Raw genomic sequence first — 25,421 nt, forward strand, 5'->3', positions numbered from 1 at the left:
ATATGGAAATGACTATTTTTCTTACCATCATTGCATTTCTGACACTTATGCAATCCGCCATGCCGTATTTTCTAAAACAGACCGTTGCATTTGGTGTTACGATTCCCGAAAGCCATACGGATGATGCAAGGCTGTCAACTTTTAAACGAACCTATTCGGCATTGGTGCTAATTACCGGCGTTCTGGCATGTGTATTATTTGTCTGGCTATCTTCAATTATGAGTGAACAAAACTTTATTCTGGCAGGACTTGCCCTTCAGTTCATTGTGCTAGGAAGCAGTATGATTCTCTATTTTTTCTTCCATTTAAAAGTAATGGCTTTAAAAAAGAAAGAGGCTTGGGGAAACCAGTTAAAACAAGTGACCGTGACCGATCTTTCCTTGCGCTCACAGGATGAAATGCTTCCTACTTTCCTATTTGCTTTGCCAATGGTAATCACACTCGGATTGCTTGCGTACACTGCAGTTCATTATCCAGACTTGCCTGATCAAATTCCGACTCATTGGGGACCGAACGGAAAGCCGGATGCCTTCAGTGATAAATCACCTTTTACAGCCATTGCGATGCTGCTGATTCTACTCATCATGCAAGCGATGTTCGGCTTGATTCATTGGTCGACAAAAAGTGCAGGAATTCGGCTTCGAGCTGCTAAAAAACAAGCATCCAAAATCCAGCAACTTACCTTTCGGAAGTATTCAAGCTGGCTCTTATTTTTCGTTTCTATCCTTGTTACCGTTTTACTAGGTTACTTGCAAATGTCGAACATCCATGAGCAACTTGGCAATTCAGCGATCCTTTTTATATTGCCAATTGGTTTTGTTATTCTTATACTGGCTGCTACAGCATTTTACGCTTTTAAGATCGGGCAAGGCGGAGCGCGTATTGATATCGATGTAGTGGAAGAAAGTAAAGAAGGATTAACCGATATGGATGAGGATGCACATTGGAAAGCGGGCATTTTTTACGTGAACCGAAATGATCCATCCCTCTTCGTTGAAAAGCGGTTTGGTGTCGGTTGGACGATCAACTTTGGACAGCCCTTATCTTATTTCATTATTTTTGTACCTCTAGTGCTCATTATAGCTATATCCTTATTGCTCTAACATGAATTAGGCGGAGAACGTTAACTCGTTCTCCGCCTAATTGGGCTTTCAGAAAAAGAAACGCCCCCTCTGTCAATACAGAGAGAGCGGTTTTTGACTTCACTCGGTTCAGTTAAATACACTTGTGCTATGAAGCGGCTGAAGTCTTGCTTTCGGATCGATGTAGGCTTTGGCATGGTTTACTGCCACGGGTGCTTCTCCTAAACCGACTGCAATCAGTTTCACTTTGCCATCGTAGCTTGTAATATCCCCTGCCGCGTATATTCCTTCAATATTTGTTTCCATTTTCGAATTCACCAAGACGGAGTTGCGGTCCATTTCAAGGCCCCACTCCTTAATCGGGCCGAGGGAAGAAATGTTTCCATAATTGACGATTAGATGATCAATTGCAACGCTTTCCTCTGTGCCATCCTTCTGTGCAAGAACTACTTCGCTGACCATTCCGTTTTCACCGGAGATTGATTTCACAGCACGTGATGTCAGGACATTGACTTTTGATTCCATCAATTGGTTGACACTTGTTTCGTGAGCTGTAAACCGTTCCCGTCTGTGTACTAAGGAAACATCGGACGCAATATCCTCTAGCATGAGAGCCCAGTCAACGGCTGAATCTCCTCCACCGCAGACAAGTACGTTTTTGTCTTTAAACATGGAAAGGTCTTTAATCCCATAATGCAGTGTAGTTCCCTCAAACTCCACCTCTTCCGCTAAACCGATTTTCCGTGGTTGGAAAGCTCCAATGCCGGCAGTCAGCAAAATCGTACGTGTCAAATGAACCCCTTTGTCAGTTTCCAGAATGAAATGATCGCCATCTCGTTTCACAGATACTGCTGTCTCGCCAAGATGGATTTCAGGGTTCGAATAATGAGCTTGAGTCACAAGGTTCGCCACAAGATCCTTCGCAAGGATTTTTGGAAAACCGCCAACATCATAAATATACTTATCCGGATACAATTCAATTAGCTGTCCGCCTAATTGAGGCAGGCTATCTATAATTTTTACCGACATTTCCCGCATGCCCGCGTAGAAAGAAGCGAAAAGACCTGTTGGGCCTCCTCCAATGATTGTAATGTCGACAATTTCATTATTCATCTATGAACACTCCATTTTCCTTAGACTTTGATCAGATCGGAAAGCAGATTCCCTTCCCTCTGATTTCTTACTTATCTACTCTACACATTATCTACTATTTTTCAATAAAAAACACCCAATTTGTTTCATTGATTTCGTTGTCAATCCAATAGCCGGGTTACATGGATAGTAAAATTAAATTTGGAAGCGCTTAACTTTTTTTAATTTTAATTATAGTATTATTTCCTCAAATCCGTATAATAGGATATATGTACCGATTCATAAAAATTCAGTTGCGACTTTGGGGGGGTTCACACATGAGACTATCGGTATCCAAAAGAATATGGTTCGGCTTTTCCATATTGCTTTTTCTAATGCTCCTGATCGGGGCTGCATCTTTCATTTCTACGAAAAAGATGAACGATGAATTTGCATTCCTATTGGACGACCGCATGCACAAAATCAGCCTGGCTGATGAGCTGGTCAATGCACAGAAAGAAAGATATATCGCCATCAGCAGTTATGTGTTGTTTAAAACACAGGAATTTGTCCAACAGCGGGATGAGTCTACAGCTATTGCGGATGAGTTGATTGCGGAGATGAACAAATCCTTTACATCATCTGAGAATAAAGCTCTGGTGGACGAACTTACAGCTCTGAATGAAGAGTTCGGCCAGATGGTGGATGATATCAGCTATATGCTGATGAGAGGCAACGAGACACAGAACCGAGTGCTGTTAAAGCAGGCGAGCGTCTTAAATATGGAAATGATGGATAAGGCAACTGAACTAAAGGCCAAACAGCTGGAAGAGATGGCCGCGTCCAGAAAAAGTCTAGAGAATATGACCATGGTCATTCATGGCATTACAATCGGATTGATACTGGCAGGGCTCGTACTTTCCATCATTGTCACGAACATGATCAACAGGAAAATTGGATTGCCTGTAAAGAAGATGACATCTGCTCTAGAACAAATTGCCGATGGGGACCTGACAATCGAACGGGTCACAATAAAAAATAAAGACGAAATTGGTGATATGGCCTCGGCCTTTAATCGGATGGTGGCCGACGTAAAACAGCTGCTTGAGCAGATTCGTTTCTCCTCCCACCAATTGGCCGCGCAAGCCGAACAGTTGTCAGCGAGCTCGGAGGAAAGCCTCGCTTCATCGGAAATGGTTGCTTCTGCTTCAGAAAAGAATATGCGTGAAAGTGAACAGCAAACAAGTTTGATCAATGATCAGACCGAATCAGTCAGCACCTTATCGCATGATGTCACCGCCATTGCACAAAGCAATGAAAGCATGCTGGAGTCTATGCAATCCGTTATTTCCTATGTATCAGAAGGGTCTCATACGGTTCGGGAAGTATCTGGTAAAATGATCCAGATCCAAACGACCATTCAGGAAGCTGCCGAGATTATTCAACTGATGGCCAAGCAATCAGCTGAAATTCAGCAGGTAACTTCTCTCATAACGGCTATTTCGGATCAGACAAATTTATTGGCATTGAATGCCGCGATCGAAGCCGCCCGTGCAGGTGAGCATGGTAAAGGGTTTGCGGTCGTTGCAGAAGAAGTCCGCAAGCTCGCGGAACAATCCAAGACGTCTGCTACCGAGATTGAGACGATGATCGAATCGATCCAATCGGCTACAAAGAAAGCAGTTGTTGCTATTAATCTTGGCAGCAGTACAGTCGAAAGCGGCAAAACAGAAACGGATAATTCACTTCAATTATTCAACCATATTGAAGAAGCTGTCGAAGAGGTGCACGGCAATGTGAATCGCGTCGCCCTTGCTATCGACCAAATCCGGAACATGACAGAATCGATCAACCACTCGTCTCATCAGATCCAGAAGATAGCCGAATCCACGGCATTCATCGCACAGGAAACGAGCGCAGCCACAGAAGAGCAGTTGGCTGTGAACGAAGAGATTTCGACGAGTTCCCAAACACTTGCTTCACTCGCCGAAAGCCTGCAAAAAGAGGTCAACCGCTTTACTTTCTAATGGGAATAGCGTGGTGCTAAATAAACGAAAAAATCGGAGCCGCTTTTGCGCTCCGATTTTTTATTCTGCAAGATGTGCCTTGCAAAATTGCTCTATTTCCGTGTATTCCTCATCCTCTAATTCGAAGTCGAGGACATTCCCTGTTGCCCTTTCAAAAAAGTTGTAGGAAATGATTCTCTCTTCTTCACCATCCACCAAAAAGATGATCCGCAGGCCCGTCCCTTTTTCATCGTAAAGTTCATCATCGGGATCCAACTGGAGGTATAGATGAAATTCATAGCGGGTTCCACTTAATATGCCGGTAGGATCGACCAATTCCTCCCGCGTATACTCCATTATGTCCATTTGTATCATCCTCACCAAAATAAATAGTATTCGATACCATCGTACACTAAAAAATGCTTCTCGTCGTTCATTTTAAACTGTTTTTATTCACAGACAACATTTTTGTTTTGCAATTTTCCAGAGATTAAGGAACAATGAAAGAGTGAGCACTTTTCACAATTTTATCGTTAGGGGAAATGTATATGTTGAAATTTGAAGACTATCAATATACGAGACCGAATATGGCGGAAATTAAAGAACAATTCCATGATTTATTGGAACAGTTCCGCGCTGCGGACTCGTACGACAAACAAAATGAAGTAATTGAAAAAATTAACGCGATCGGCAGCGATTTCTCTACACAGGCCAATCTGGTTTATATTCGTGCGTCCATCGATACGAATGATGAATACTACCAAAAGGAACGGGACTATTTCGATGAAATCAATCCTGAATTCCAGGAACTTGGAACCGCTTTCTACAAAGAGCTCGTTGCAACCCCTTTCCGAAAAGAACTTGAAGAGAAATGGGGCCCACAGCTTTTCGCATTGGCGGATAATGCCATCAAGTCATTTTCATCCGAAGTTCTTCCTCTCTTGCAGCAAGAAAACAAGCTGACGTCGGAGTACGCGAAGCTGGTAGCCTCTGCTCAGATCGAGTTTGACGGCAAAACATTGACTCTAGCTCAACTCGCTCCATATGCGGAGTCAACGGACCGCTCTGTCAGAAAGTCTGCTATGGAAGCCTCCTATGCATTCTACGAGAGCAATGGAGAACAATTTGACCGCATCTATGATGATTTAGTAAAAATCCGTCATGAAATCGCAACAAAATTAGGCTTTAAGAACTTTGTGGAACTTGGCTATGCCCGGATGAACCGGATCGGCTATGATGCAGATATGGTGAAAAACTTCCGTGACCAAGTGCGGGATTTCATCGTTCCTTTAGCAAATAAACTATACGATCGACAAGCGGAACGGATCGGCGTCGATGAGTTGAAATTTTACGATCAATCATTGAATTTCTTAACAGGCAACGCGAAGCCGAAAGGATCTTCCGAATGGATCATTGAAAACGGCAAGAAGATGTATCAAGAGCTCTCCCCGGAAACGGATGAATTCTTTACATTCATGACAGACAAGAACTTGCTAGACTTGGAAGCGAAAAAAGGCAAAGAATCCGGCGGCTACTGCACATTCATAGACAACTATGATTCGCCGTTCATCTTCTCCAACTTCAACGGTACATCTGGAGATATCGATGTACTGACACATGAGGCAGGACATGCATTCCAAGTCTATTCCAGCCGCAATATCGGTATTCCTGAATACGTTTGGCCGACACATGAAGGGGCTGAAATCCATTCCATGAGCATGGAATTTTTCACTTGGCCATGGATGGAACTGTTTTTTGAAGAGGAAACAGAAAAGTACAAGTTTGCCCACCTAAGCAGCGGTCTGCTCTTCTTGCCATATGGCGTTGCCGTGGACGAATTCCAGCACATCGTCTATGAACATCCTGAAATGACGCCTGCCGAGCGCAAAGCCGCTTGGAAAGAGCTCGAAAAAACGTATTTGCCAAAACGTGATTACGACGGCAATCCTTACTTGGAAGCTGGCGGCGTGTGGCAACGTCAATCCCATATTTACGAAGTGCCATTCTACTATATTGATTACACACTGGCACAAATCTGTGCATTCCAATTCTGGAAACGCTCACTGGAAAACCGTGAGGAAGCTTGGAATGATTACATTCACCTTTGCCGACTCGGCGGCTCAAAGAAATTCACGGAACTCGTGCGTGAAGCCAATCTCATCTCTCCATTTGAAGACGGCTGCGTACAGTCTGTCGTTGGCGCCATCGAGTCATGGCTCAACAGCGTAGACGATAAATCACTATAAGATAAGTCAAAGGACTGTCCAGAGTATCAGTGGCAAACTGATAGCCTGTGACAGTCCTTTTTTCTGTAAACGATTTGCTCGTGAGTCCAATGCCGGCAGCTTTCCAGGGTTGATCGATCATTACGGTATTCCTATTACAGCTACATCAACCTATCAACAAGATGGGGTCTTCCAATATCAAGCTTCTCTTAGTATGCTAACTCCCCTCATCTATACAAGATAGATTTAGAAACTTGGGACAAAAATAGACGGAGAAAGTCATTTCCCTTTTCTCCGCCTACTTATGTGGTTAGCTAGTACACAGTGGCTCATGTATGCTGTACCGATTTTTACCGTTCTCTTTCGATTGGTAGAGGGCGCCGTCTGCTTTTGCATAGAGCGAATCAAACGTATCATCTTTCTCTGAAAATGCTATTCCGATGCTGACGGAAAGCTGAACCTCTTTAGTTAACTGCATTCCGATTACATTGCTTTCTATCTTAAATAGAAGTTGTTCCGCTGCCCGGCAAACCGCTTGCCCCTCTGCCTTTTTGAATAAGACCAGAAATTCGTCTCCACCTACTCTGGCGGCAACCGCCTTCGGTTCTACCACTTCAGCTATCATAGCGGCAGCTTGTTTCAAAATGCGATCCCCTTCTCCATGTCCGAGCCGGTCATTCACCTGCTTGAAGTTGTCTAAATCAATCATAAGCAGTGCAAGCGGAGTGCCGCCGGCCAAGCTTCTTTGCACCTCATCTTCGAAGGCCGCACGGTTTTTCAGTCCTGTCATACTGTCATGGAACGCTAAGTGAATCGGGGCGGCAACAAGCCGGCCAATAATGAATGATAAACCTACTGCTGCCGTGATAATTACTAAAAGCTGTTTAATGAACTGGTTTTTATATGTATGCAATAATCCGGTCAACTCAGAATCGTTATACACAATTTCTACTACACGATTTGTTGAATAACCACGTCTTTCTTCCGCTACATACGGAATATACCGATACGTTTTTTGCCGTCCATCTGCAACAAGGGAAAGTTCTCTCACTTCTCCGCTCCGATTGACTTCATTGAAAACGGAAAAAAACGGCTCCTCAATTTTCTTCTGCATGTAACCATCGGTTTTCTGTCCAAGTATAAAGCCTCCGGAGTTATAGACATGTATGCTATCGATAATATCATATGTATCTTCCAGTTCCTTGCTCGTCTCCAGGAAATTAAACTTCTTAAAAATCTCTTCATCCTCTAATGAGGCTGCCAATTCTATTAAGTAAAGATGATCAGGAGTTGGCATATAACTGAATTTCTTTATTTCCCCTGTCTTCGATTGGATATCCATCCCGTCATGTGAGAAGTTTGACCCTTCCCTCCTGCTATCCAGCAGTTTGGAAAACTTCGGACAGCAATCGCTAAAGTTCAAACCAATATCTTGTTTAAAACTGCTATATAAAACTGTATTATTATCATTCAATATAAAAACTTCCATACCATACTTCTTCTTCAGCTCATTAAAATCCCATTGGGCAAAATCGGATTCTTCCTCGTATTTTTGAACTAACTCATTGGAGTATTCCTTCATTTTTTCCGACATTTCCTTGTCGAACAAATCGTATACGGTATCGATGGTCGAAAGATTGCTTATAATTTTGTCCTCTGCCATGGAAATCTTGGCAGCTTGGCTTGCAATGACACTTTCTTTCAGTTTCATATAATCAAACATTGCAATGACAAAGGAAAGAACTAGCGAGAATACAATTAAGATTACAGTTAGTTTTAATCTAAAATTCCTAGCCAAAGACGCATTCCCCTTTTGCGGTCCGTATATTTTATAAACATTATAGACTATTTATACATCCCTAACTATGCTAAACTACCTAAATAATTTGATTTGATGAGAGGAATTCACAAATTCGCCTTAATTCCAAAAAAAAGAGACGACTCCCTATGCTACAGGAGGCCGTCTCAATTTACATTACATTAACCCAACAGCATTGCCATTCTCATCGATACCCATTTGGAGGGCTGCTGGCTGTTTAGGCAAGCCAGGCATTGTCATAATATCTCCAGTCAAGCAGACGAGGAAACCAGCACCAAGTTTAGGGATAATTTCACGGATTGTAATTTTGAAATCTGTTGGTCTGCCCAACTTCTTCGGATCATCCGTAAATGAATATTGTGTCTTCGCCATACAGATCGGCAGGATATCCCATCCATTTTGCTCGATAGCCTTCAAATCCTTCATCGCTTTATCGGTGAGGATAATTCCCTCACCACCATATACTTTCTGAACAATCGATGTAATTTTGTCAATGACCGGCTGTTCAACATCATATAATGGCGCAAATTGTTTCGGTTCATCCAAAAGTGCAAGCACTTCATTCGCAAGATCAAGACCACCTTGTCCGCCTTGTCCCCACACATCCGTCAACGCTGCCCGCACCCCTTTTGACTTGCACCATGAAAGGACGAAGTCCAGCTCAGCATTAGAATCTGTAATAAAACGGTTTAGTGCAACGACCGGCTGAACGCCAAACGCTTGGACCGTTTCAATATGCTTCTCCAAGTTCACAATTCCTTGCTGCAGGGCAGGTACGTTCTCTGCACCTAAGTCTTGCTTCGCTACTCCGCCATGCATTTTCAATGCACGGATTGTTGTAACCAAGACAACCGCGTCAGGCGCAAATCCACCCTTGCGTGCTTTAATATCCATGAATTTCTCAGCACCGAGGTCAGAACCAAAGCCCGCCTCCGTAACGACGATATCAGCAAGCTGTCTTGCGGTATTGGTCGCCATCAAAGAGTTGCAGCCATGCGCGATATTAGCAAAAGGACCGCCATGGATCAAAGCCGGGGTTCCCTCGATCGTTTGAACGAGATTTGGCTTGAACGCTTCCTTCAACAGTAACGTCAATGCTCCTTCGACGCCCAAATCGCGGACAGTCACGGCCTCTTTATTGTACGTGTAGCCGATCACCATTTGAGAAAGCTTCTCCTTCAAATCATTCAGGCTCGTCGCAAGGCAGAATACCGCCATGATTTCAGAAGCGACAGTAATATCGAATCCATCCTCCCGTGGCACACCTTGGCCAGGGCCCCCTAATCCGATTGTGACATGACGGAGTGCACGGTCATTCATATCCAATGCACGCTTCCACGTAATACGCCTTGGATCGATTCCAAGGGCATTCCCTTGATGAATATGGTTATCGATGAGCGCACTTAATGCGTTATTAGCAGTCGTGATCGCATGGATGTCTCCGTTGAAGTGAAGATTGATTTCTTCCATCGGCAACACTTGGGCATATCCGCCACCAGCTGCGCCGCCCTTAACACCCATAACAGGGCCGAGTGACGGTTCACGGAGCGCAATCATCGATTTCTTGCCCAATTTCGCTAGCGCATCCGCTAAACCTACAGTTACTGTAGACTTTCCTTCCCCTGCAGGTGTCGGGCTCGTGGCGGAGACTAGAACGACTTTCCCAGCCGCTTGTTTCGTCTGCAGCTTGCTGACATCAATCTTTGCTTTGTATCTGCCGTACGGTTCGACCGCTTCCTCTGGAATGCCTGCCTTCTCAGCAATCTTGCCAATCGGCTGCATGACCGCCTGCGAAGCAATTGCCAAGTCTGTTAACGGTTTTGTTTTATCTACCATCCCTATCCCATCCTTTCATGATGAAACCCAATCCATTTCTCATTTATATTATATGCTTACTACTATTTTACCAAATTGTTCATTGTGCTTCAGCCTTTCAAACGCTTCTTCGGCTTCTTCCAAACGAAACGCGCCGTCGATAACCGGCCTGATATCGTGGCGATCCATAAAGCGTAAGGCTGCTCTCAGTTCTTCCCTGCTCCCCATTGTGGTGCCAAACAGCTGGTATTGCCCATAGAAAAATGATCGCAAATCAAAGTCGACTGTATCCTCAGTCGTAGCACCGAACACCACAATCCTTCCGCCCTTTTTCAACACCTGAAGGGAGCGGTTGAATGTAGCCCGGCCCACACTTTCCACGACCAAATCGATGGTTTCCCCCTGTAGCTCTGCTAACCAATCACTGTTCGTATCCAGCGCCATATCTGCACCGATTTTCCTAGCACTTTCACGTTTCGCTTCACTTCTGGATGTGACAATGACCTTGGCCCCTGCACTTTTTGCAAGTTGGATCATGAATGTCGCGACGCCGCTTCCCGCACCGGGAATAAACACGGTTTGTCCCGCTTTCAAATCACCTTGTGTGAACAGGGCCCGATAGCCAGTCAGAACCGATAAGGCAATGACAGCTGATTCCTCCCACGACAAACGTTCCGGCTTTTTTTCGAGCTGCTCGGCAGAGATTACAATTTTCTCTGCAAAAGTTCCATGATCCGGCATACCCAAGATATCGAACTTTTCAGGAGGCGCGGCACTTTTCTGGAACCAGCGCAACGAGGGATTGATGATCACTTCGTCACCGATTGCCCAGTCTGTGACATCGGCTCCAATACTTTCGATCACTCCAGCGCCATCCGAACCGAGCACTAGTGGCTTGCTTTCATTCCCTCTTCTACCAGGGATCATTAAATCTCTTCGGTTTAAGCCAGCAGCCTTCAATGCGACAACCACCTCACCCGTACCCGGGCTGGGATCTTCCAGTTCCCCAAGTCGCATCTGTCCAACGGCATGCATAAATGCTTTCACTTTTCCCACCCTCTCCCCGACTATATGTACTCTGACGTCTCTATCATACAACATAATGAAACCATTTTCATATTGTCCTTGTCGCAGATTTCAATTTATTTGTGGAAATAAAAAAACTGTCTCCATCCACTTGTAAGGTGGCTTGTGACAGTCTTTATTGCTCAATAATGAAGTTCACGTCAGCTTCAAAAGATAATCTTTTCAAACTAGCTTTCTAAGCAATTACCTTCCTGAAAATCTCTCTTCTAACATAGTAAGTGATTACTCCACTTGGTGGTGCAATTCGACGAGAACAATTTCCGGCTGGTTAAAAAAACGAATCGGGATGATGCTGTTGCCAATTCCACGGCTAATGACCATCTGACTCTGTTTTTTCGAATGAAGCCCCTCCGTATAGCCGGGAAACCAGCCTTGGCCTGGCGCTACAAGCCCTCCAATCCCCGGAATACGGATTTGTCCGCCATGTGCATGCCCGCTCAATACAAGATCTATCTTCTGCTCATAATAGGTCTCAAATTGCTCAGGACGGTGTGAAAGCAATATTTTATACATAGAGTCAGGTACGCCTTGAAAAGCCTGTAAAATGAACTCCTTGACTGTCTCATCATCTGCTTTTCTGCTCGATAATGGATCATCAATGCCGCCAACCGCAACCCGCTGGCCATCCCGTTCAATTAATACGGCTGTATTTGACAGAGTATGCACTCCTCGGCTTTCAAGACGACTCAATATTTGAGCTGTTTCATTGCTTGAGATTTCATGATTGCCCGTTACGTAATAAAACGGCGCGACAGATTCTAACTCCTCGACCAGCTCCATGCTGCGATCGAGGTCAAAGCGATTGCTGTCAATGAAGTCACCTGTAATGAATATTGCGTCCGGGGATAGCCTCTTCACTTTTTTTACAAGGCCGGCATGTCTCTCTCCAAATTTCGCATCATGTAGATCAGATAGCTGCACGATCCTGAAGGAATCGAATTCACTAGGGATTTTGGGAGATTGAATGTCATATCTAGTGACTCCGATTGTCATATTATCCCTATACAATATGAATATAAATAAAAAAATTAGAAAAATCCATATCAACCTGGTTCCTTTTCGAATCCACGCCTTCTTGCTTTTCATTGCCAGCGTTTTTTCATCTTAGCGAGTTCCAATAACTCCAATACATCCTTTTTAGGAAGTTCCACGAGAATGGAAAGGAGTTCACGTTCCGCTAATCTTCTCCCTCTCCCACTTCGGTATTTTTCCTTATTTACTGCATCAATTTCCGTGTATAGGTCTGGAAGCCTATCACCATGTTCTACTTCCCGATCGATTGTCAAATGCTCGCGTAGCCTTTCATAAAGCATATCCATACTTGTCGTATTGCCTGTAAATGCGCGTGATGTACGCGGATCTCCTAAGATCAATTCATCAGTGGAAATGTTAAAGCGATCCGATATTTTAGCAATCCATGCGGCAGATGGGGCATTTTTCCCCTTCTCCCAATCCTTTATCCGGCTGGCAGATGTGCCAATAGCCGCTCCAAATGCCATCATTGATAAGCCGCGCTGCTCGCGTAAGGCTTTTAATCTAATTCCAAAGTCTTCTTTACTCCACTCGTTCACAGTTACGCCTCCTCCTATTTGCTTATCTATATCTTATTTTTACTTTGAGGTCGCTGTCAATCTATATTTATATTTCTATTAAGTATTTTAATACCCTTTCTTTTGTCGTGCATAATTTTCCTCATTTTTTTCCACATATGCTTGCCAAACATCTTTATTCGTAAAGTTTAGTTTTTTCGAAATTGCACCGTAAAGAATCCATAACATTTTATAGCGTTCAATCGTCGGTTCTGAAATAAAATGATTAATTTCAGCGTTTGTAGCAATAAATAAATCTGTTAACTCTCCTTCCACCTCACCATCCGGCCATTCTTGCACGAGCGTATCAAATCCCTTTTCAATACCTAAGGAGAGCAGGAAATGGATCGAGTCCACATATTCTTCTATGATTATATGATGGGGAGAGGCCTCTTTATGGCTCCAAAATTTAAAACATCTCGTTTCGTTCGCCAGTTCAGAGAGCTCGACAAGCAATGCCAAGCCTTTTTTCGTAAATAAATCTGCATGGCCTTCATGGTTAGATTGGATAAATGAGTCCAAATCACGCTGCATTGTAAATAAAGTCGTCAGTTCCATTAAAAAAACCTCCAAAAAAAATTATTATCTTGAAACCAAACCATATACTCATCCGTACATAGTAGATGACTATCTATATCTGTGAGGGGTTGCTTTCATGGGACTATTACTAATCCGCGTTTTCATCATAGCATTCGTCATTTATTTATTTTACCGCGGCATCCGTTATTTGACGGATCCAAAGCGGAAATTGGATGAGGCGCATGAACAAGAGCAATATTATTTCTTTGATGACCTGAAAAATGTTAGGAAAAACTTTTTCATCACATACAAAGGCGCATTGTTCGAAGGAGAAAAGTATTTGGGCACAACTGAAGATGCTTTTGATGTTGTCTCCATTTTTGTCTGGGTGAAAGACGAAACAAAGTTACAAGGGTTTACTAAAGACGATTTTCATTTCCTCGCTTCTGAAATCGCATCAAACTATCCGAACGCTGAAATCAACTGGAAAAATCCAATTGAAAAATTAATGAAGAGCAATGCTCAACAGTAAAAGGGCATGAATAGGGAGAGCCCATGAATAGTGGCTCTCCCCTTTTTGTTACGGCAAACAACAGCGAAAGGCGTTCATGTCCAAATGTTCCGTCCTCCTGTTACATCAATCCCGAATAAATATAGCAGAACGGTAATATCGAGCAGGGCAAGAAGGAGAAAACCGATGCGGAACGAAGTATGCCTCGTTTTATGGCGAAACAGCTGCATGCCTAAATAGGAACCAATTCCTCCACCTGCAATAGCGAACAGCCATAATGTCTTCTCTGGAATTCTTCTTTTTTTCCGTTTTGCCTGCCTTTTGTCATACCCCATTAAGATGCATGACCATATAGAACAGAATAGGATCCATCCGATGAGCAATTCATTCATTGTTTCATCTCCCTTATCCTTAATAGTACACCGTCACATGTGCCAATGGAATGCTATTGTTTGGAAAATATTTGAACCTTTTTCAAATGATTTTCCGTGATGTTGAATTCTCATTGGATTTATGGGAAGTCCTTTAGACTCACCCGCTCCCAAAATTACCCTACTTGTTTACAAGTTGATTGTTTCGGCAAGGGGCATGACAGGAGTCAGGCAGCATGAAAAAACGCCTTGCCTCGGTACGAATCCGATTAGCAAGGCGTCCTGTATCATTTCTTATTTCGCAATTGATTTTTTTGCAGTATCTGCAAGTTGTGCAAATGCTTGTGCATCTGTCACAGCAAGATCTGCAAGCATCTTACGGTTTACTTCGATGCCAGCCACTTTTAGACCGTGCATAAGAGTGCTGTAAGAAAGGCCATTCATACGTGCAGCCGCATTGATACGTGTGATCCATAGTTTACGGAAATCACGTTTTTTCTGACGGCGGTCACGGTATGCATAGTTGAATGATTTCATGACCTGTTGGTTTGCTACTTTGTAAAGTCTATGTTTAGAGCCAAAGTAACCTTTAGCTAGTTTCAAAACTCGATTACGGCGCTTGCGCGACACTGTTCCACCTTTTACGCGTGGCATAGTAATTACCTCCTGCTATTCCTAAAGAATGTTGTAGTTTCGTTTTCAAAAAGGCGGGTTGCTGGGCTTCCATCCAACCGGATCCTTCATGTTAAAGCCATGAATTACTTCATGTATGTGATCATTTCACGGATACGCTTGTAGTCTCCAGATGAAACAAGGGAAGCTTTGCGTAGGTGACGCTTTGCTTTCGTTGACTTGTTTGCGAAAAGGTGACTTGTATAAGCACGACCGCGTTTCACTTTACCGGATGCAGTTTTCTTGAAACGTTTTGCTGAACCGCGGTGAGTTTTCATTTTTGGCATGATCTGTTCCTCCTAAATCTTTCGTGTTACTTCTTTTCAGCAGTCGGGGCAAGTATTAGGAACATGCTCCGGCCTTCCATCTTCGGTTTAACTTCAACCGTTGAAACTTCCTTGCATGCTTCTGCGAATCGGTCGAGTACTCGTTGACCGATCTCTTTATGAGTAATGGCACGTCCACGGAAACGGATAGAAGCTTTTACTTTGTCCCCGTTCTCCAGGAATTTGATCCCATTGCGCAGTTTGGTTTGAAAATCATGTTCATCAATCGTAGGGCTAAGGCGCACTTCTTTGATGTTGATGATTTTCTGGTTTTTCCGTACTTCACGCTCTTTTTTCTGCTGTTCAAACTTGAACTTCCCATAGTCCATTACACGAGCTACTGGGGGTTTTGCTTGCGGAGCGACAAGGACGAGGTCTAAATTCGCACGAGCTGCGATGTCAAGCGCCTCATTACGTGATTTGATTCCAAGCTGATCTCCATTATGGTCAATCAGTCGAAGCTCGCGGGCACGGATGCCCTCGTTTACGTACATGTCTTTGCTAATAGTAATCCACCTCCGGATATTGTCTCGCGAATACACAATTTGGGTATACCGCCTATCGTTCCGGCGGAGTCCCACAGGTCATTCTAACATTGAAAAGCAAAGGGCGCCAGAATTCTAGGCATAAAAAAAGTAGACATATCGTAATGATTGTCTACCCGCATATGCGTACGCACAACTAAATGCACGGCACGTCATTCATGTGTCTTACCTGTCAACAGCGGTAAAGCGTCAATCAGGTGAGAAGCGGGCAGCCTCTTCTTATACCACAAACTGTATTCATTAACCTTTATAACTTTACCATGCCGTGCATCTGTTGTCAACTATTGATTTCTTCTAATTCATCGAGGCGAACTCCAAGGAATCGGACAAAGTCATCCGTCCCCATATGAGAATTTTGCATTTCCACAAGCCATTGGTCTTGCACTTCCTCATTTGCTGAACAAAAATACTCCCAAGCCTTCTCGGAAAAACCGGCAAAATAATATACACGCATTAAGCCGATATGTCCTTCTTCCACTTCAGGATCCAGCTCTACCGTCTTGTCATAGCTCGCTTTCGCAAAATCGTACTTGCCAAGATGAAGCAGGCAGTCTCCTTTCCAAGCCCATCCATATGGATAGTCTGGGTACATCTCTGTGATTTTGGTGAAGTGTTTGAGAGATTCCTCAAAGTCAGCTTGTTTGCCGATACGTAATCCATAATCGAAAGAATAGAACCCTGCCAGCCTGGATACATCAAAATCATCATACTCATATAAGCTTAAAATCTTTTTTGCCTCCGGCCTATTGTCAACTCTCCATAGATATTTTGCCAATTCTACATAGTGAGCTCCATTTTCCGGCTCCAATTTAGCAGCAAATTTTAATAAGGAAGTCACATAAACGGTGATAGGAGATATTTTAGTAGCCGCCCTCAGCTGTTTCAGAAATGAAGACTTTCCGTCTTTTATCTCAAGCCAAGGCTCTGCCAAGGCCATTACTTCTTTGCCCAGCTGGTGGCTAATCCAAGCCTTCTCCTCGTCGGAAACATTCAATCGTTCAATTGGGAGGGAACCAAAATTATTTTGCTTGCTGAAATACATTGTCTCCGCCCAGAATGGATACAGTGACTCGTCTTTCGGATATTCTTCGACGAGCTTCGTTAAAATGACATTAGCCTTTTTATACTCCTTTTCTTTCAAAAGAAGTTTTGCCAACCGAAATTGAATAGCAGGGCTTTCTTGCTCAGAAAGGAATTGGATTGCTTCCCGGTTTGGCAAAATGGCGCTTTTTGAAATATACCACCAATCCTCATCCACATGCTCTCTGATTTCATCGAGCCGTGCGGCTACTATTCGTTTTTCTTTTTCGTCAAGCCATCCTGCCAATCGATCTACTTTACAGACAGCCGGGTACATGTCGAGCAATTCAAATCCATATCGCTTAGCAACTTGATAAACCTCTGTTTCATCGTAAATATCGAACAGTTCCTCGCGTGCAGCATGGAAATTGCTTTCAATCTCAATACACGCGTTAAAGTGCCGTATGGCTTTCTCCAGCTCCCCCATTCCTTTGTAGATTAACCCTAACCGGTAATGAGGAAACGTATTTTGCGAATTCATTTCAAGCGCCTCACCTAGTAGTTCCAGCGCCGCTTCAGTTTCTCCTGTTTGTTCTCTCAAAAATGCTTCATAACAATACAGATCAGGGTCCTGTTCGCGATTTCGCAGCTCCGCCAGCACATTCGCACCACGCTGTTCTGCAGGGGTATCCTCGACATAATCGACATATCTCCTGACAAAAGCCATCACTTGCTCTTCCGTATTTAAAAGCCCTTCTTCCATTATTTCCAGAGCTGTCTCATGTTCCGTTACCGTCTCAGCCGTTTCGAACAGCATCGCTCCTGCCCGGAATGTATAATAAGCGGAGCCGATGCGTTCTGCTTGAGAGGTAACAGACTGCATGGCCTCTTCCCATCTACCTGCTTTCGCCATTGCCTCCCCTTCATATATGAATGCAAGCGAATCGCCTTCCGGATCTCGCTCGGCGGCTTCTTTGTATGCTTGTTCAGCACACTGAAAGTCCTCCATTCCCGCTCTTGCGTGACCCGAATATAACCATAGATACGTCGCCTCTTCACTTGGCACACTAGAGATCCCGCGTTCACAAATGGCAGCCGCCGACTCAAAGCTTTCCTGTTCCAAATACATTTCAGCAATCCGCAGGTAAGGATAAGGAACGGCGGGATTGAGCTCCATCGATCGCTCCAGCCATTGAATGGCCTCTTGCTCATTTTTCCCGATTTGACAGCGTCCGGCTTCATATGCGTAATAGGCATTATCCGGGTCTTGCTTCGCCAAAGATAAAAATTGTTCCAAAGCATCGGCTGGTTGCCCATTTGCCAATAAAGCAGACGCATAGGTCGAGGCAATAAATTCATCTTCCTCATTCTGATACATAGCTGTTTCTGCATAGTCCACTGCATCTTCCGTTCTGCCAATTTCCTCTGCGCATCTTGCCAAATACGCAAATGCAATGGGCTGGTACGGATCCATCTCAAGCGACCGCTCTAAATGGAAGAGAGCATCCGGGTAGGCATCCCTTTTATAGGCGTCAACACCGAGCAAATAATGAGAGAATGCAGAAGGCCGTTTCAACTCTCTCATAATGGCCATAAAGGAGTCCCGGTCTCCGTATCGCATATAGGAATTGGCAATAAGTAGCGCGACTTTCTGCTCCTCCACGCCAAGCCTCTCCTCCACATGCTTTCTCCACTGATCGACATAAGGAAGGAATTTGTCATCATGGCCGAGGGATAAGCCCAGCACCGAAGCATAGACCTCTTCTTCGTTTCGCAGTAGAAAGGCCAAAAACTTGTCTGTCATCTCTTCGCTCGCTTCGTCCAGATCATCCACCCGTGAAAAAGCTTCCTGAAAGAATTCATGTTCTTTCTTCGACAGCTCCGGCAAAGTGTGCGCCTGCTCGCGCGGAATGAAGACGATTGCCAAACCATCCTTCATGCGATTGAACTTTTGAAACACATCATACGGCACGTAGAAGGGCTCCAAACGGTTTGGATCCTGAATCGACAAGATCTGCAGCCGGTCATCGTATCCTCTGACCAACTGGACATGTGAACTATTTTCAACCATGAGATCCAGCATGACCGGTAAGTCGAGATCAATCAATTGTTTGAGTGCTTCAACCGTGCTTTTGAAAAACACTGCATGGAAACCTAATGATTCCATATAGGCAGCGGTCTTGCTGATTCTGGAACCAGTCCTGTCAAATATATGGCTTGCCACTTCATCCTGCGTTATGTCATGGCCAGCTGCCCTTAAAATCATTTCGATCGAAGCTGGCACGCAATAATTCACTTTCTGTTTGATCGGAATTAACTGTACTTCATTTCTCTTCCCTGTTTCATCAAGTGATTCTGGGTTGAATACGGTATTTTCCAGCACATCGGAATGCAAAGCGATCCATTTTCGGAAATCATCCCAGCGGTCCAGACGGTACAGCGTATCGGTTTGTATGTAAATGAGATAATTGCGCTGGCGAATGTACGGATGAGCTTCCAACATTTCAGGAATTAAGATGCTCACTTTCTCGTAGTCTCCATCTGTATAGAGATGATCTATGTAGGCGATTTGCAGCGTCACATCATCCTGAAAAAGCTCCATCCCTTTCCGTAAAATAGCAGACGCCTCTTCACGAGCTCCCCGTTTCGCCAGCAAATCGGCATACGCCGCATAGGTAATCGCACCGCGTTCTGTCAATGGCAGGGCAGCACGCAATATCTGTTCCGCTTCTTCCAAACGGTCCATTTCAATATAATAAGGAGCCAATTGATCCGCATGGATAGTGCCGCCATTCCTTTCAATTTCCTGAATCGCGCGTGCCGCTTCAGGAATGCGATTCATCATCGTTAATGCATGTAAGCGAACTTTCAATAAATAGTTTTTATCTTTTTCTGTGTAAGATGTATTTTGTAATTGCTCCTGAATCAAATGATCAACTCGGAACGGACGATCCATCTCAAGGAGCGTATGGCATTTCCACGCAAATGTTCGTGCCGTTGTAAAACGGCGGTGCGCATAATACGCTAAGAAATTTCCGTATTGCGACAGCGCCCCATTATCCAGCAATCGGATGAGCCGGTAGCTTTCCTCTTCGGAATCAATCAAATGTAAGTAATCAAGAACTTCTCTCCTTGAACATTGAAGGAGAATTCGCAGCACGTCATTTGCCTGGCCGATTGTTTTAATATCGGAAGGTTTGACAATCGTCTCTATCATGAAAATCCCTCCATTTTATGCAGACAACTGTATTGTACTTTGAACACTTCACAAGAATCAAAGTTTCAAATAAATTATTCGAAAAATAATAAAAACATCCCATTTCTCGATAAGGAGAAATGGGATGCAATACCTAGTTCGTTATTCTTTATTCGCAACAACCGACTGCAACAGTTCAAGGAATTGTGCAAACGGCATGCTTTCGGATTTTTGTTCACCATATTTCCGTACATTCACTTCACCGGACTCGACTTCTTTGTCGCCCAGCACGAGCATGAACGGAACTTTTTGCACTTGGGCTTCCCGGATTTTGTAGCCGATTTTTTCATCTCGGCTGTCAAGGTCCACCCGGAAACCGGCAGCCACTAACTTTTCACGTACTTCATTTGCATATTCAAAATGAACTTCCGGTGATACCGGAATCACTTCCACTTGGACAGGAGCAAGCCATGTCGGGAAGGCGCCTTTGTATTCTTCGATCAAGAATGCGACAAAACGCTCCATTGTTGAAACGACACCACGATGGATAACAACAGGACGATGCGGCTTTCCATCCTCTCCTACGTACGTTAAATCAAAACGTTCAGGAAGAAGGAAGTCTAGTTGGACAGTCGATAATGTCTCTTCCATTCCGATAGCCGTCTTCACCTGAACATCAAGCTTCGGACCATAGAATGCTGCTTCGCCATCTGCCTCCACGTATTCAAGTCCCAGCTCATCCATCGCTTCTTTCAACATGCTTTGTGCCTTTTCCCACATCGCATCATCGTCAAAATACTTTTCTGTATCTTGCGGATCGCGGTAAGAGAGACGGAAAGAATAATCCTTGATATTAAAGTCTTTATACACTTCGATGATCAATTGGACGACACGCTGGAATTCTTCTTTAATTTGATCCGGACGGACAAAGATATGAGCATCATTCAGCGTCATGCCTCGAACCCGCTGCAATCCGGAAAGTGCTCCAGACATTTCGTAACGGTGCATTGTGCCAAGCTCAGCAATGCGGAGCGGCAAGTTACGATAGGAGTGGATGCCATTTTTGTAAATCATCATATGATGCGGACAGTTCATCGGACGGAGCACCAAATCCTCATTATCCATGCTCATGACCGGGAACATGCCGTCCTGGTAATGATCCCAGTGCCCAGATGTCTTATAAAGCTCGACACTTCCTAGAACCGGTGTATATACGTGGTTATAGCCGAGTTTCTCTTCTTTATCGACAATATACCGTTCAATTACACGACGGATCGTTGCGCCTTTTGGAAGCCATAGCGGCAACCCTTGGCCGACTTTTTGGGAGTTTGTGAATAATTGAAGCTCCTTGCCGATCTTCCGGTGATCCCGCTCTTTCGCCTCTTCCAGCATACGCAAATGCTCTTGCAGTTCCTCTTTCTTGAAGAAAGCCGTACCATAAATCCGTTGCAACATTTTATTATCGGAATTACCGCGCCAGTAGGCACCCGCAATGCTCAACAGCTTGAATTCCTTCAACTTTCCAGTAGACGGAACGTGAATGCCGCGGCAAAGGTCAAAGAACTCGCCTTGTTCATAAATCGATACTTGCTCGCCTTCCGGAATCGCTTCGAGAAGCTCCAGCTTATATGGATCATCAATCTCTTTGAAACGTTTTTCCGCTTCCTCGCGTGAAACATCGTGACGGACAACTGGCAAGTTTTCTCCAATGATCCGCTTCATTTCCTTCTCAAGTTCAGGCAAGTCCTCTGCCGTAATCGGAGTTGGCGAGTCGATATCATAGTAAAAACCGTTATCAATGACCGGACCGATACCGAGTTTGGCATCCGGGAACTTGCGCTTCACCGCTTGTGCCAGCAAATGCGCTGTACTATGGCGTAGAATTTCTAACGCTTCCGGTGATTGAGGTGTAATGATCGCGATATCGCCATCTTGCTCGATCGGCGTTTTCAGATCGATCAGTTGATCTCCTACTTTACCTGCCAATGCACTTTTGCGGAGTCCCGGGCTGATGGATCCAGCAACGTCTTCTGTAGTTGTGCCTTTTGGAAACGATTTAACCGCTCCATCAGGGAATTTCAATTCGATTTGTTCCGACATGGTCAGTCTCTCCTTTTTAGTTAGTTGGAATAGAACGGATGGTGCACGTATTGGTTTTTAGTTAGTGGAATAAACAAAAAACTAAAAAAACCAATAAAAAAAGCCCCATCCCTATAAAGGGACGAAGCGTATGTTCGTGGTTCCACCCTTCTTCCTTCCCTCCGGCACAGAAAGGCCGGAAAGACGAAGCTTTCCAATCGGCTAACGGGCCGGTACCGTCGACGGATACTCATTTCCCCGTCGCTGCTCCGAGGTGGTCCATCGATTTTCTGTCCTGCGGGGCTTCCAGCCGATGACCCCGTTCTCTGTAGGATGACGAATCGATAGTTGTCCTCATCTTCACATTTTATCATTTAATACAAATTAGTATAAATGTGCTCTGCCTAAAAATCAAGCCATTGTGATAGGAATTCACAAAATGCATCAAGATCTTCTTCTGTTTTTTCCACGAAGTGCGATTGGCGAGCTAATGATCCGAATCCGTTCCATCAGACGGGCTGCTTTCACTTCTTCTTTTTCCCCGCGCTGGGTATATGTCAGATGGTGCTCAAGCTCATCGAGTGTGAAGTTTGAAGTGAAAAACGTCGGAAGCTCTTGCGCCATTCTGTATTGCAAAATCGTTCCTAGCACTTCATCCCTCGCCCATGCGGACATCGATTCGGCCCCAAAATCGTCCAGCATGAGAACCGGCGCTTTTTTGACGAAGTCGATTTTCTCATTCAATGTCTGATCTTGGATGGATTGTTTCATTTCCCTTAAAAATTCGGGTATATAGACGACAACCGTCCGTATTTGACGATTGGCCAATTCATTGGCCAGCGCGCCGAGGATAAACGATTTTCCCGTACCGAACGGACCATGTATATAGAGACCCTTCTCCGGAAGCTTTCCTGTTTCCTCGTATTCATTGATAAAACGTGCTGCCGCTTCAACTACTTGCAGCCTGCTGTTATCATGCGTCAAATCCACATCATGCAGCCTGGCCTCCATGACATCTTTCGGCATATGCATGCTCTCAATCATTTTGGAAACTTTCCTGCGCTCGTCATCGATTTGTTTATTCGGACAAATGACGTAATCTAGATCAATGTAATTCGCGGTCAGGATCAATTTCGGCTCATAGCCTTTCATTACATTAATGCAGCCTTCCAGATTCGGGCAGCTTTCGCATTTATGGGAGGAAGTAACGAATTCGTACAGCTTGCCGATGCTTTTATCCACAACAGACTTGTCAATGTATTGTGAGTTCTCTTCCAGAAATTGTTGAACCTCTTCATTTTCAAGCACTTCATTTCGAAGTTGGTCATACCTGGCAGTCAATGCAGGTGCATTGATGACCCGCTTCATCGCATTGCCGATACGTTCCATTATTATTTCACCCCACTTTTCATCGCTTCTAATTTAGCAAGCAGTTCTCGGCGCTTTTCTTCAATCGCCGGATCTTCTGAACTTGGTTGTTCCTTTTGCGTCTCCCGCTCTTTATTTTCCTTGAACCATTCAGGCACTTTCTCTTCGCGGACCGGGTTTCGCCTGTTTGTATTCTTTTGTCCATCTTTCAGCCAATTGCGGTATTGATCAGACTCAGCTCGCGCAAGCTCCATCGCTTCCTTCGCGGTTTTCACTTTCTTGTTGCGCCAAGTCGAGGCAATCCGTTCCACAAAATTATTCGTAATTTTACCGTCATTGCGGATGATGACATAGTTTAGCAGGACATTGACGACGCCAATCGGAAAACCATACGTATTGATCAGTTTTTCAGCCAGCTGGACGTCAACTGAAAGAGGCTCGCTTCCTGTATACCCTCTCAAAACTTCAACGGGTGATGTCGTTTCCATGTCATGGATAAATTTTTCTTCCTGCGTCATGTTTTTAACAGGTTTCTCTTCTTCCACAGTTGCCTGTTGGAACACTTTCTCCAACACCGGCACTTGTGTGGACCGGTTCATTTTATAAAAATCGACTGCCGCTTTCCGCAATCTTTCTTCTGGTATTTTCAGATTGTCGTCTAATGCCATCATGATCACTTTTTGCATATCAAGCGGTGTAAATGAGTAGAGGAACGCCAGCTTTTCGATCAATTCCCTCGATACGGTGGAAAGTGAAGAACTGGGCACCATCTGCTCAGATAGTCCGGCACGTAACATACCAAAATCAAAACCTGAATCAGCAAAAGGGATACCGGTCGACTTTGAGCGGCTTTGGAGTCCGGACTCATCCGATAAATCATCAGGTACGCCGTAACGGATCGGCTTGTACACATCCAAAAACGTCCGGGATACTTCTTCATACGAATCTTCTACAGGCAAATCGGAGGCAAAGCGGGTAAGCAAGCCCCGGTATGCCTGCTCGCCGATTTTGCTGAACAGGAAGGTGGAAAGAAGCGGATCTGCAAAAAAGGATTTTGCATCCAACGGCGTCAGCAGTTCATAGATGAATGCACGATCGTCTGTCAGCTGTTTGCAATAGGTCCGAAGCAGACCGATCCCTTCCAGGGACAGACGGGATTCGAAAACTTTCCCTAGCGGCATCGTCAGCACATTCATAAGATGATAGTGGTTGTACTCGCTCTCTTTATCCCGCTCGGCATCTGCCCAAAGCGTTAAGAACAGGCTCATGGCCTCCGGGCCGATCAGCGGTTGATAAAACAACGTCAGAAGCTGGCGGTCATAGTCCGAGAACGGATGCGACAGTTTTATTTTATACGTATCGACAGGCTGAAGTTCTTTATAGAGCATCCGAAATCGTTGCCTCCTTCTTACATTATCGTTATTCCAATCCTATTGACGGTCCTTCTTGTTTTGCAAGTTTTTCAGTTCTTCTATAAAGACGGTAATATCTTTATATTGGCGATAGACCGAAGCAAATCGGACATAGGCCACTTCATCGACATCCGCCAGTTTTTCCATGACCATTTCTCCGACATCTTTCGAGTTGATCTCGACGATGCCGGCGCTTCTCAACTCTTTTTCGATGAGATAGACGATATTTTTCAAAGAGGTCAACTCAACCGGCCGTTTTTCACAAGCACGGATCAAGCCTCTCAGTAGTTTTTCTCCATTGAACTCTTCCCGGGTGCCATCCTTTTTCACAACGACTAGAGGCATCTCTTCCACCTTCTCAAACGTCGTAAATCGGTAAGCGCAATTCTCGCATTCCCGGCGTCGCCTGATGGAGCGGTTTTCCTCTGCCGGCCTGGAATCGATAACCCGGGTACCGTTAAAGTGGCAAGCTGGACATATCATAATTGTTCCTCCGCATTTCCGTTTAGTACCCTACATTATAACAGAACCGGAAGGGAAAATATATTTGTCATTGCGAAGTTTCGACTAAATTCGCCACTCACATTTTCTGGAATCCATTCTACTAGCTTTATTTACAAGATAAAAAACCTAGCAGCGAACCTTCCATCTGCTAGGTTAATTTTCATTCAGAGTCTATCAATGTCGGCTATTTCCTAATACAATACAT

At 44.4% G+C, this 25,421-nt stretch carries 21 protein-coding genes and 1 other annotated feature; of the genes, 4 read left to right on the forward strand and 17 right to left on the reverse strand.

Annotation, left to right across the window (positions count from 1 at the left end; genetic code table 11):
* Nucleotides 1-2: 2 nt before the first annotated feature.
* Nucleotides 3-1,103 carry a DUF1648 domain-containing protein gene (locus ACSW3C_RS01555; protein ID WP_486560507.1) on the forward strand — a complete coding sequence of 367 codons (1,101 nt, stop codon included), beginning with the start codon at nt 3-5 and terminating at the stop codon, nt 1,101-1,103.
* Between the two features lie 108 nt (nt 1,104-1,211).
* On the opposite strand, the gene ACSW3C_RS01560 is transcribed toward ACSW3C_RS01555, so the two are convergent.
* Entirely contained in the window at nt 1,212-2,195 is a 984-nt protein-coding gene (locus ACSW3C_RS01560; protein WP_486560509.1) for an NAD(P)/FAD-dependent oxidoreductase, read from the reverse strand.
* Between the two features lie 296 nt (nt 2,196-2,491).
* Between ACSW3C_RS01560 and ACSW3C_RS01565 the strand changes: the two genes are divergently transcribed.
* Nucleotides 2,492-4,180: a methyl-accepting chemotaxis protein gene (locus tag ACSW3C_RS01565; RefSeq protein ID WP_486560510.1), complete on the forward strand. Its 1,689-nt coding sequence runs from the start codon at nt 2,492-2,494 to the stop codon at nt 4,178-4,180.
* 60 nt (nt 4,181-4,240) lie between these two features.
* Here ACSW3C_RS01565 and ACSW3C_RS01570 read toward each other — a convergent pair whose 3' ends face one another.
* A complete protein-coding gene (locus tag ACSW3C_RS01570) occupies nt 4,241-4,525 on the reverse strand; it encodes a DUF6509 family protein (protein WP_486560511.1) in 285 nt (94 codons plus the stop codon).
* A gap of 182 nt (nt 4,526-4,707) precedes the next feature.
* Here ACSW3C_RS01570 and ACSW3C_RS01575 point away from each other — a divergent pair, with 182 nt between their 5' ends.
* Complete coding sequence (locus ACSW3C_RS01575) at nt 4,708-6,405, forward strand: M3 family oligoendopeptidase (protein ID WP_486560512.1); 1,698 nt, start codon at nt 4,708-4,710, stop codon at nt 6,403-6,405.
* 289 nt (nt 6,406-6,694) lie between these two features.
* Here ACSW3C_RS01575 and ACSW3C_RS01580 read toward each other — a convergent pair whose 3' ends face one another.
* The 6 genes from ACSW3C_RS01580 to ACSW3C_RS01605 all read right to left on the reverse strand — a co-directional run bounded on the left by ACSW3C_RS01580 (nt 6,695) and on the right by ACSW3C_RS01605 (nt 13,251).
* On the reverse strand, nt 6,695-8,182 hold the full coding sequence (locus ACSW3C_RS01580) for a GGDEF domain-containing protein (protein WP_486560513.1): 1,488 nt from the start codon (nt 8,180-8,182) through the stop codon (nt 6,695-6,697).
* Between the two features lie 177 nt (nt 8,183-8,359).
* Complete coding sequence (locus ACSW3C_RS01585; RefSeq protein WP_486560514.1) at nt 8,360-10,039, reverse strand: formate--tetrahydrofolate ligase; 1,680 nt, start codon at nt 10,037-10,039, stop codon at nt 8,360-8,362.
* A gap of 48 nt (nt 10,040-10,087) precedes the next feature.
* Entirely contained in the window at nt 10,088-11,065 is a 978-nt protein-coding gene (locus tag ACSW3C_RS01590) for a zinc-binding dehydrogenase (protein ID WP_486560515.1), read from the reverse strand.
* A 261-nt stretch (nt 11,066-11,326) separates the two neighbouring features.
* Complete coding sequence (locus ACSW3C_RS01595; protein ID WP_486560516.1) at nt 11,327-12,097, reverse strand: metallophosphoesterase; 771 nt, start codon at nt 12,095-12,097, stop codon at nt 11,327-11,329.
* Nucleotides 12,098-12,186: 89 nt separating this feature from the next.
* Nucleotides 12,187-12,675, reverse strand: coding sequence for a helix-turn-helix domain-containing protein (locus ACSW3C_RS01600; protein ID WP_486560517.1), 489 nt, complete (start codon nt 12,673-12,675; stop codon nt 12,187-12,189).
* 87 nt (nt 12,676-12,762) lie between these two features.
* Nucleotides 12,763-13,251, reverse strand: a complete 489-nt coding sequence (locus ACSW3C_RS01605; RefSeq protein ID WP_486560518.1) for a dUTP diphosphatase — start codon at nt 13,249-13,251, stop codon at nt 12,763-12,765.
* A 97-nt stretch (nt 13,252-13,348) separates the two neighbouring features.
* Here ACSW3C_RS01605 and ACSW3C_RS01610 point away from each other — a divergent pair, with 97 nt between their 5' ends.
* Complete coding sequence (locus ACSW3C_RS01610; RefSeq protein WP_486560520.1) at nt 13,349-13,744, forward strand: sigma-w pathway protein ysdB; 396 nt, start codon at nt 13,349-13,351, stop codon at nt 13,742-13,744.
* A 74-nt stretch (nt 13,745-13,818) separates the two neighbouring features.
* Here the strand turns inward: ACSW3C_RS01610 and ACSW3C_RS01615 are convergent, their stop codons facing one another.
* The 9 genes from ACSW3C_RS01615 to nrdR all read right to left on the reverse strand — a co-directional run bounded on the left by ACSW3C_RS01615 (nt 13,819) and on the right by nrdR (nt 25,195).
* Complete coding sequence (locus ACSW3C_RS01615; RefSeq protein WP_486560521.1) at nt 13,819-14,115, reverse strand: DUF1294 domain-containing protein; 297 nt, start codon at nt 14,113-14,115, stop codon at nt 13,819-13,821.
* Nucleotides 14,116-14,388: 273 nt separating this feature from the next.
* On the reverse strand, nt 14,389-14,748 hold the full coding sequence (rplT, locus tag ACSW3C_RS01620; RefSeq protein WP_238082525.1) for a 50S ribosomal protein L20: 360 nt from the start codon (nt 14,746-14,748) through the stop codon (nt 14,389-14,391).
* A 104-nt stretch (nt 14,749-14,852) separates the two neighbouring features.
* Nucleotides 14,853-15,053 carry a 50S ribosomal protein L35 gene (gene rpmI, locus ACSW3C_RS01625; RefSeq protein WP_147055102.1) on the reverse strand — a complete coding sequence of 67 codons (201 nt, stop codon included), beginning with the start codon at nt 15,051-15,053 and terminating at the stop codon, nt 14,853-14,855.
* Between the two features lie 26 nt (nt 15,054-15,079).
* On the reverse strand, nt 15,080-15,586 hold the full coding sequence (gene infC, locus ACSW3C_RS01630; RefSeq protein WP_238082810.1) for a translation initiation factor IF-3: 507 nt from the start codon (nt 15,584-15,586) through the stop codon (nt 15,080-15,082).
* Nucleotides 15,587-15,914: 328 nt separating this feature from the next.
* Nucleotides 15,915-19,874 carry a tetratricopeptide repeat protein gene (locus ACSW3C_RS01635; protein ID WP_486560522.1) on the reverse strand — a complete coding sequence of 1,320 codons (3,960 nt, stop codon included), beginning with the start codon at nt 19,872-19,874 and terminating at the stop codon, nt 15,915-15,917.
* 141 nt (nt 19,875-20,015) lie between these two features.
* Nucleotides 20,016-21,953: a threonine--tRNA ligase gene (gene thrS / locus ACSW3C_RS01640; RefSeq protein WP_486560523.1), complete on the reverse strand. Its 1,938-nt coding sequence runs from the start codon at nt 21,951-21,953 to the stop codon at nt 20,016-20,018.
* A gap of 114 nt (nt 21,954-22,067) precedes the next feature.
* Nucleotides 22,068-22,302: a binding site (T-box leader), on the reverse strand.
* A 74-nt stretch (nt 22,303-22,376) separates the two neighbouring features.
* Complete coding sequence (gene dnaI / locus ACSW3C_RS01645; RefSeq protein WP_486560524.1) at nt 22,377-23,321, reverse strand: primosomal protein DnaI; 945 nt, start codon at nt 23,319-23,321, stop codon at nt 22,377-22,379.
* A gap of 2 nt (nt 23,322-23,323) precedes the next feature.
* Nucleotides 23,324-24,688 (reverse strand): replication initiation and membrane attachment family protein, encoded by a 1,365-nt coding sequence (locus tag ACSW3C_RS01650; RefSeq protein WP_486560526.1) that lies wholly within the window; start codon nt 24,686-24,688, stop codon nt 23,324-23,326.
* 42 nt (nt 24,689-24,730) lie between these two features.
* Nucleotides 24,731-25,195 carry a transcriptional regulator NrdR gene (gene nrdR / locus ACSW3C_RS01655; protein WP_238082535.1) on the reverse strand — a complete coding sequence of 155 codons (465 nt, stop codon included), beginning with the start codon at nt 25,193-25,195 and terminating at the stop codon, nt 24,731-24,733.
* Nucleotides 25,196-25,421: the final 226 nt, after the last annotated feature.

The organism is Sporosarcina sp. AD_1 (genome assembly GCF_057373025.1).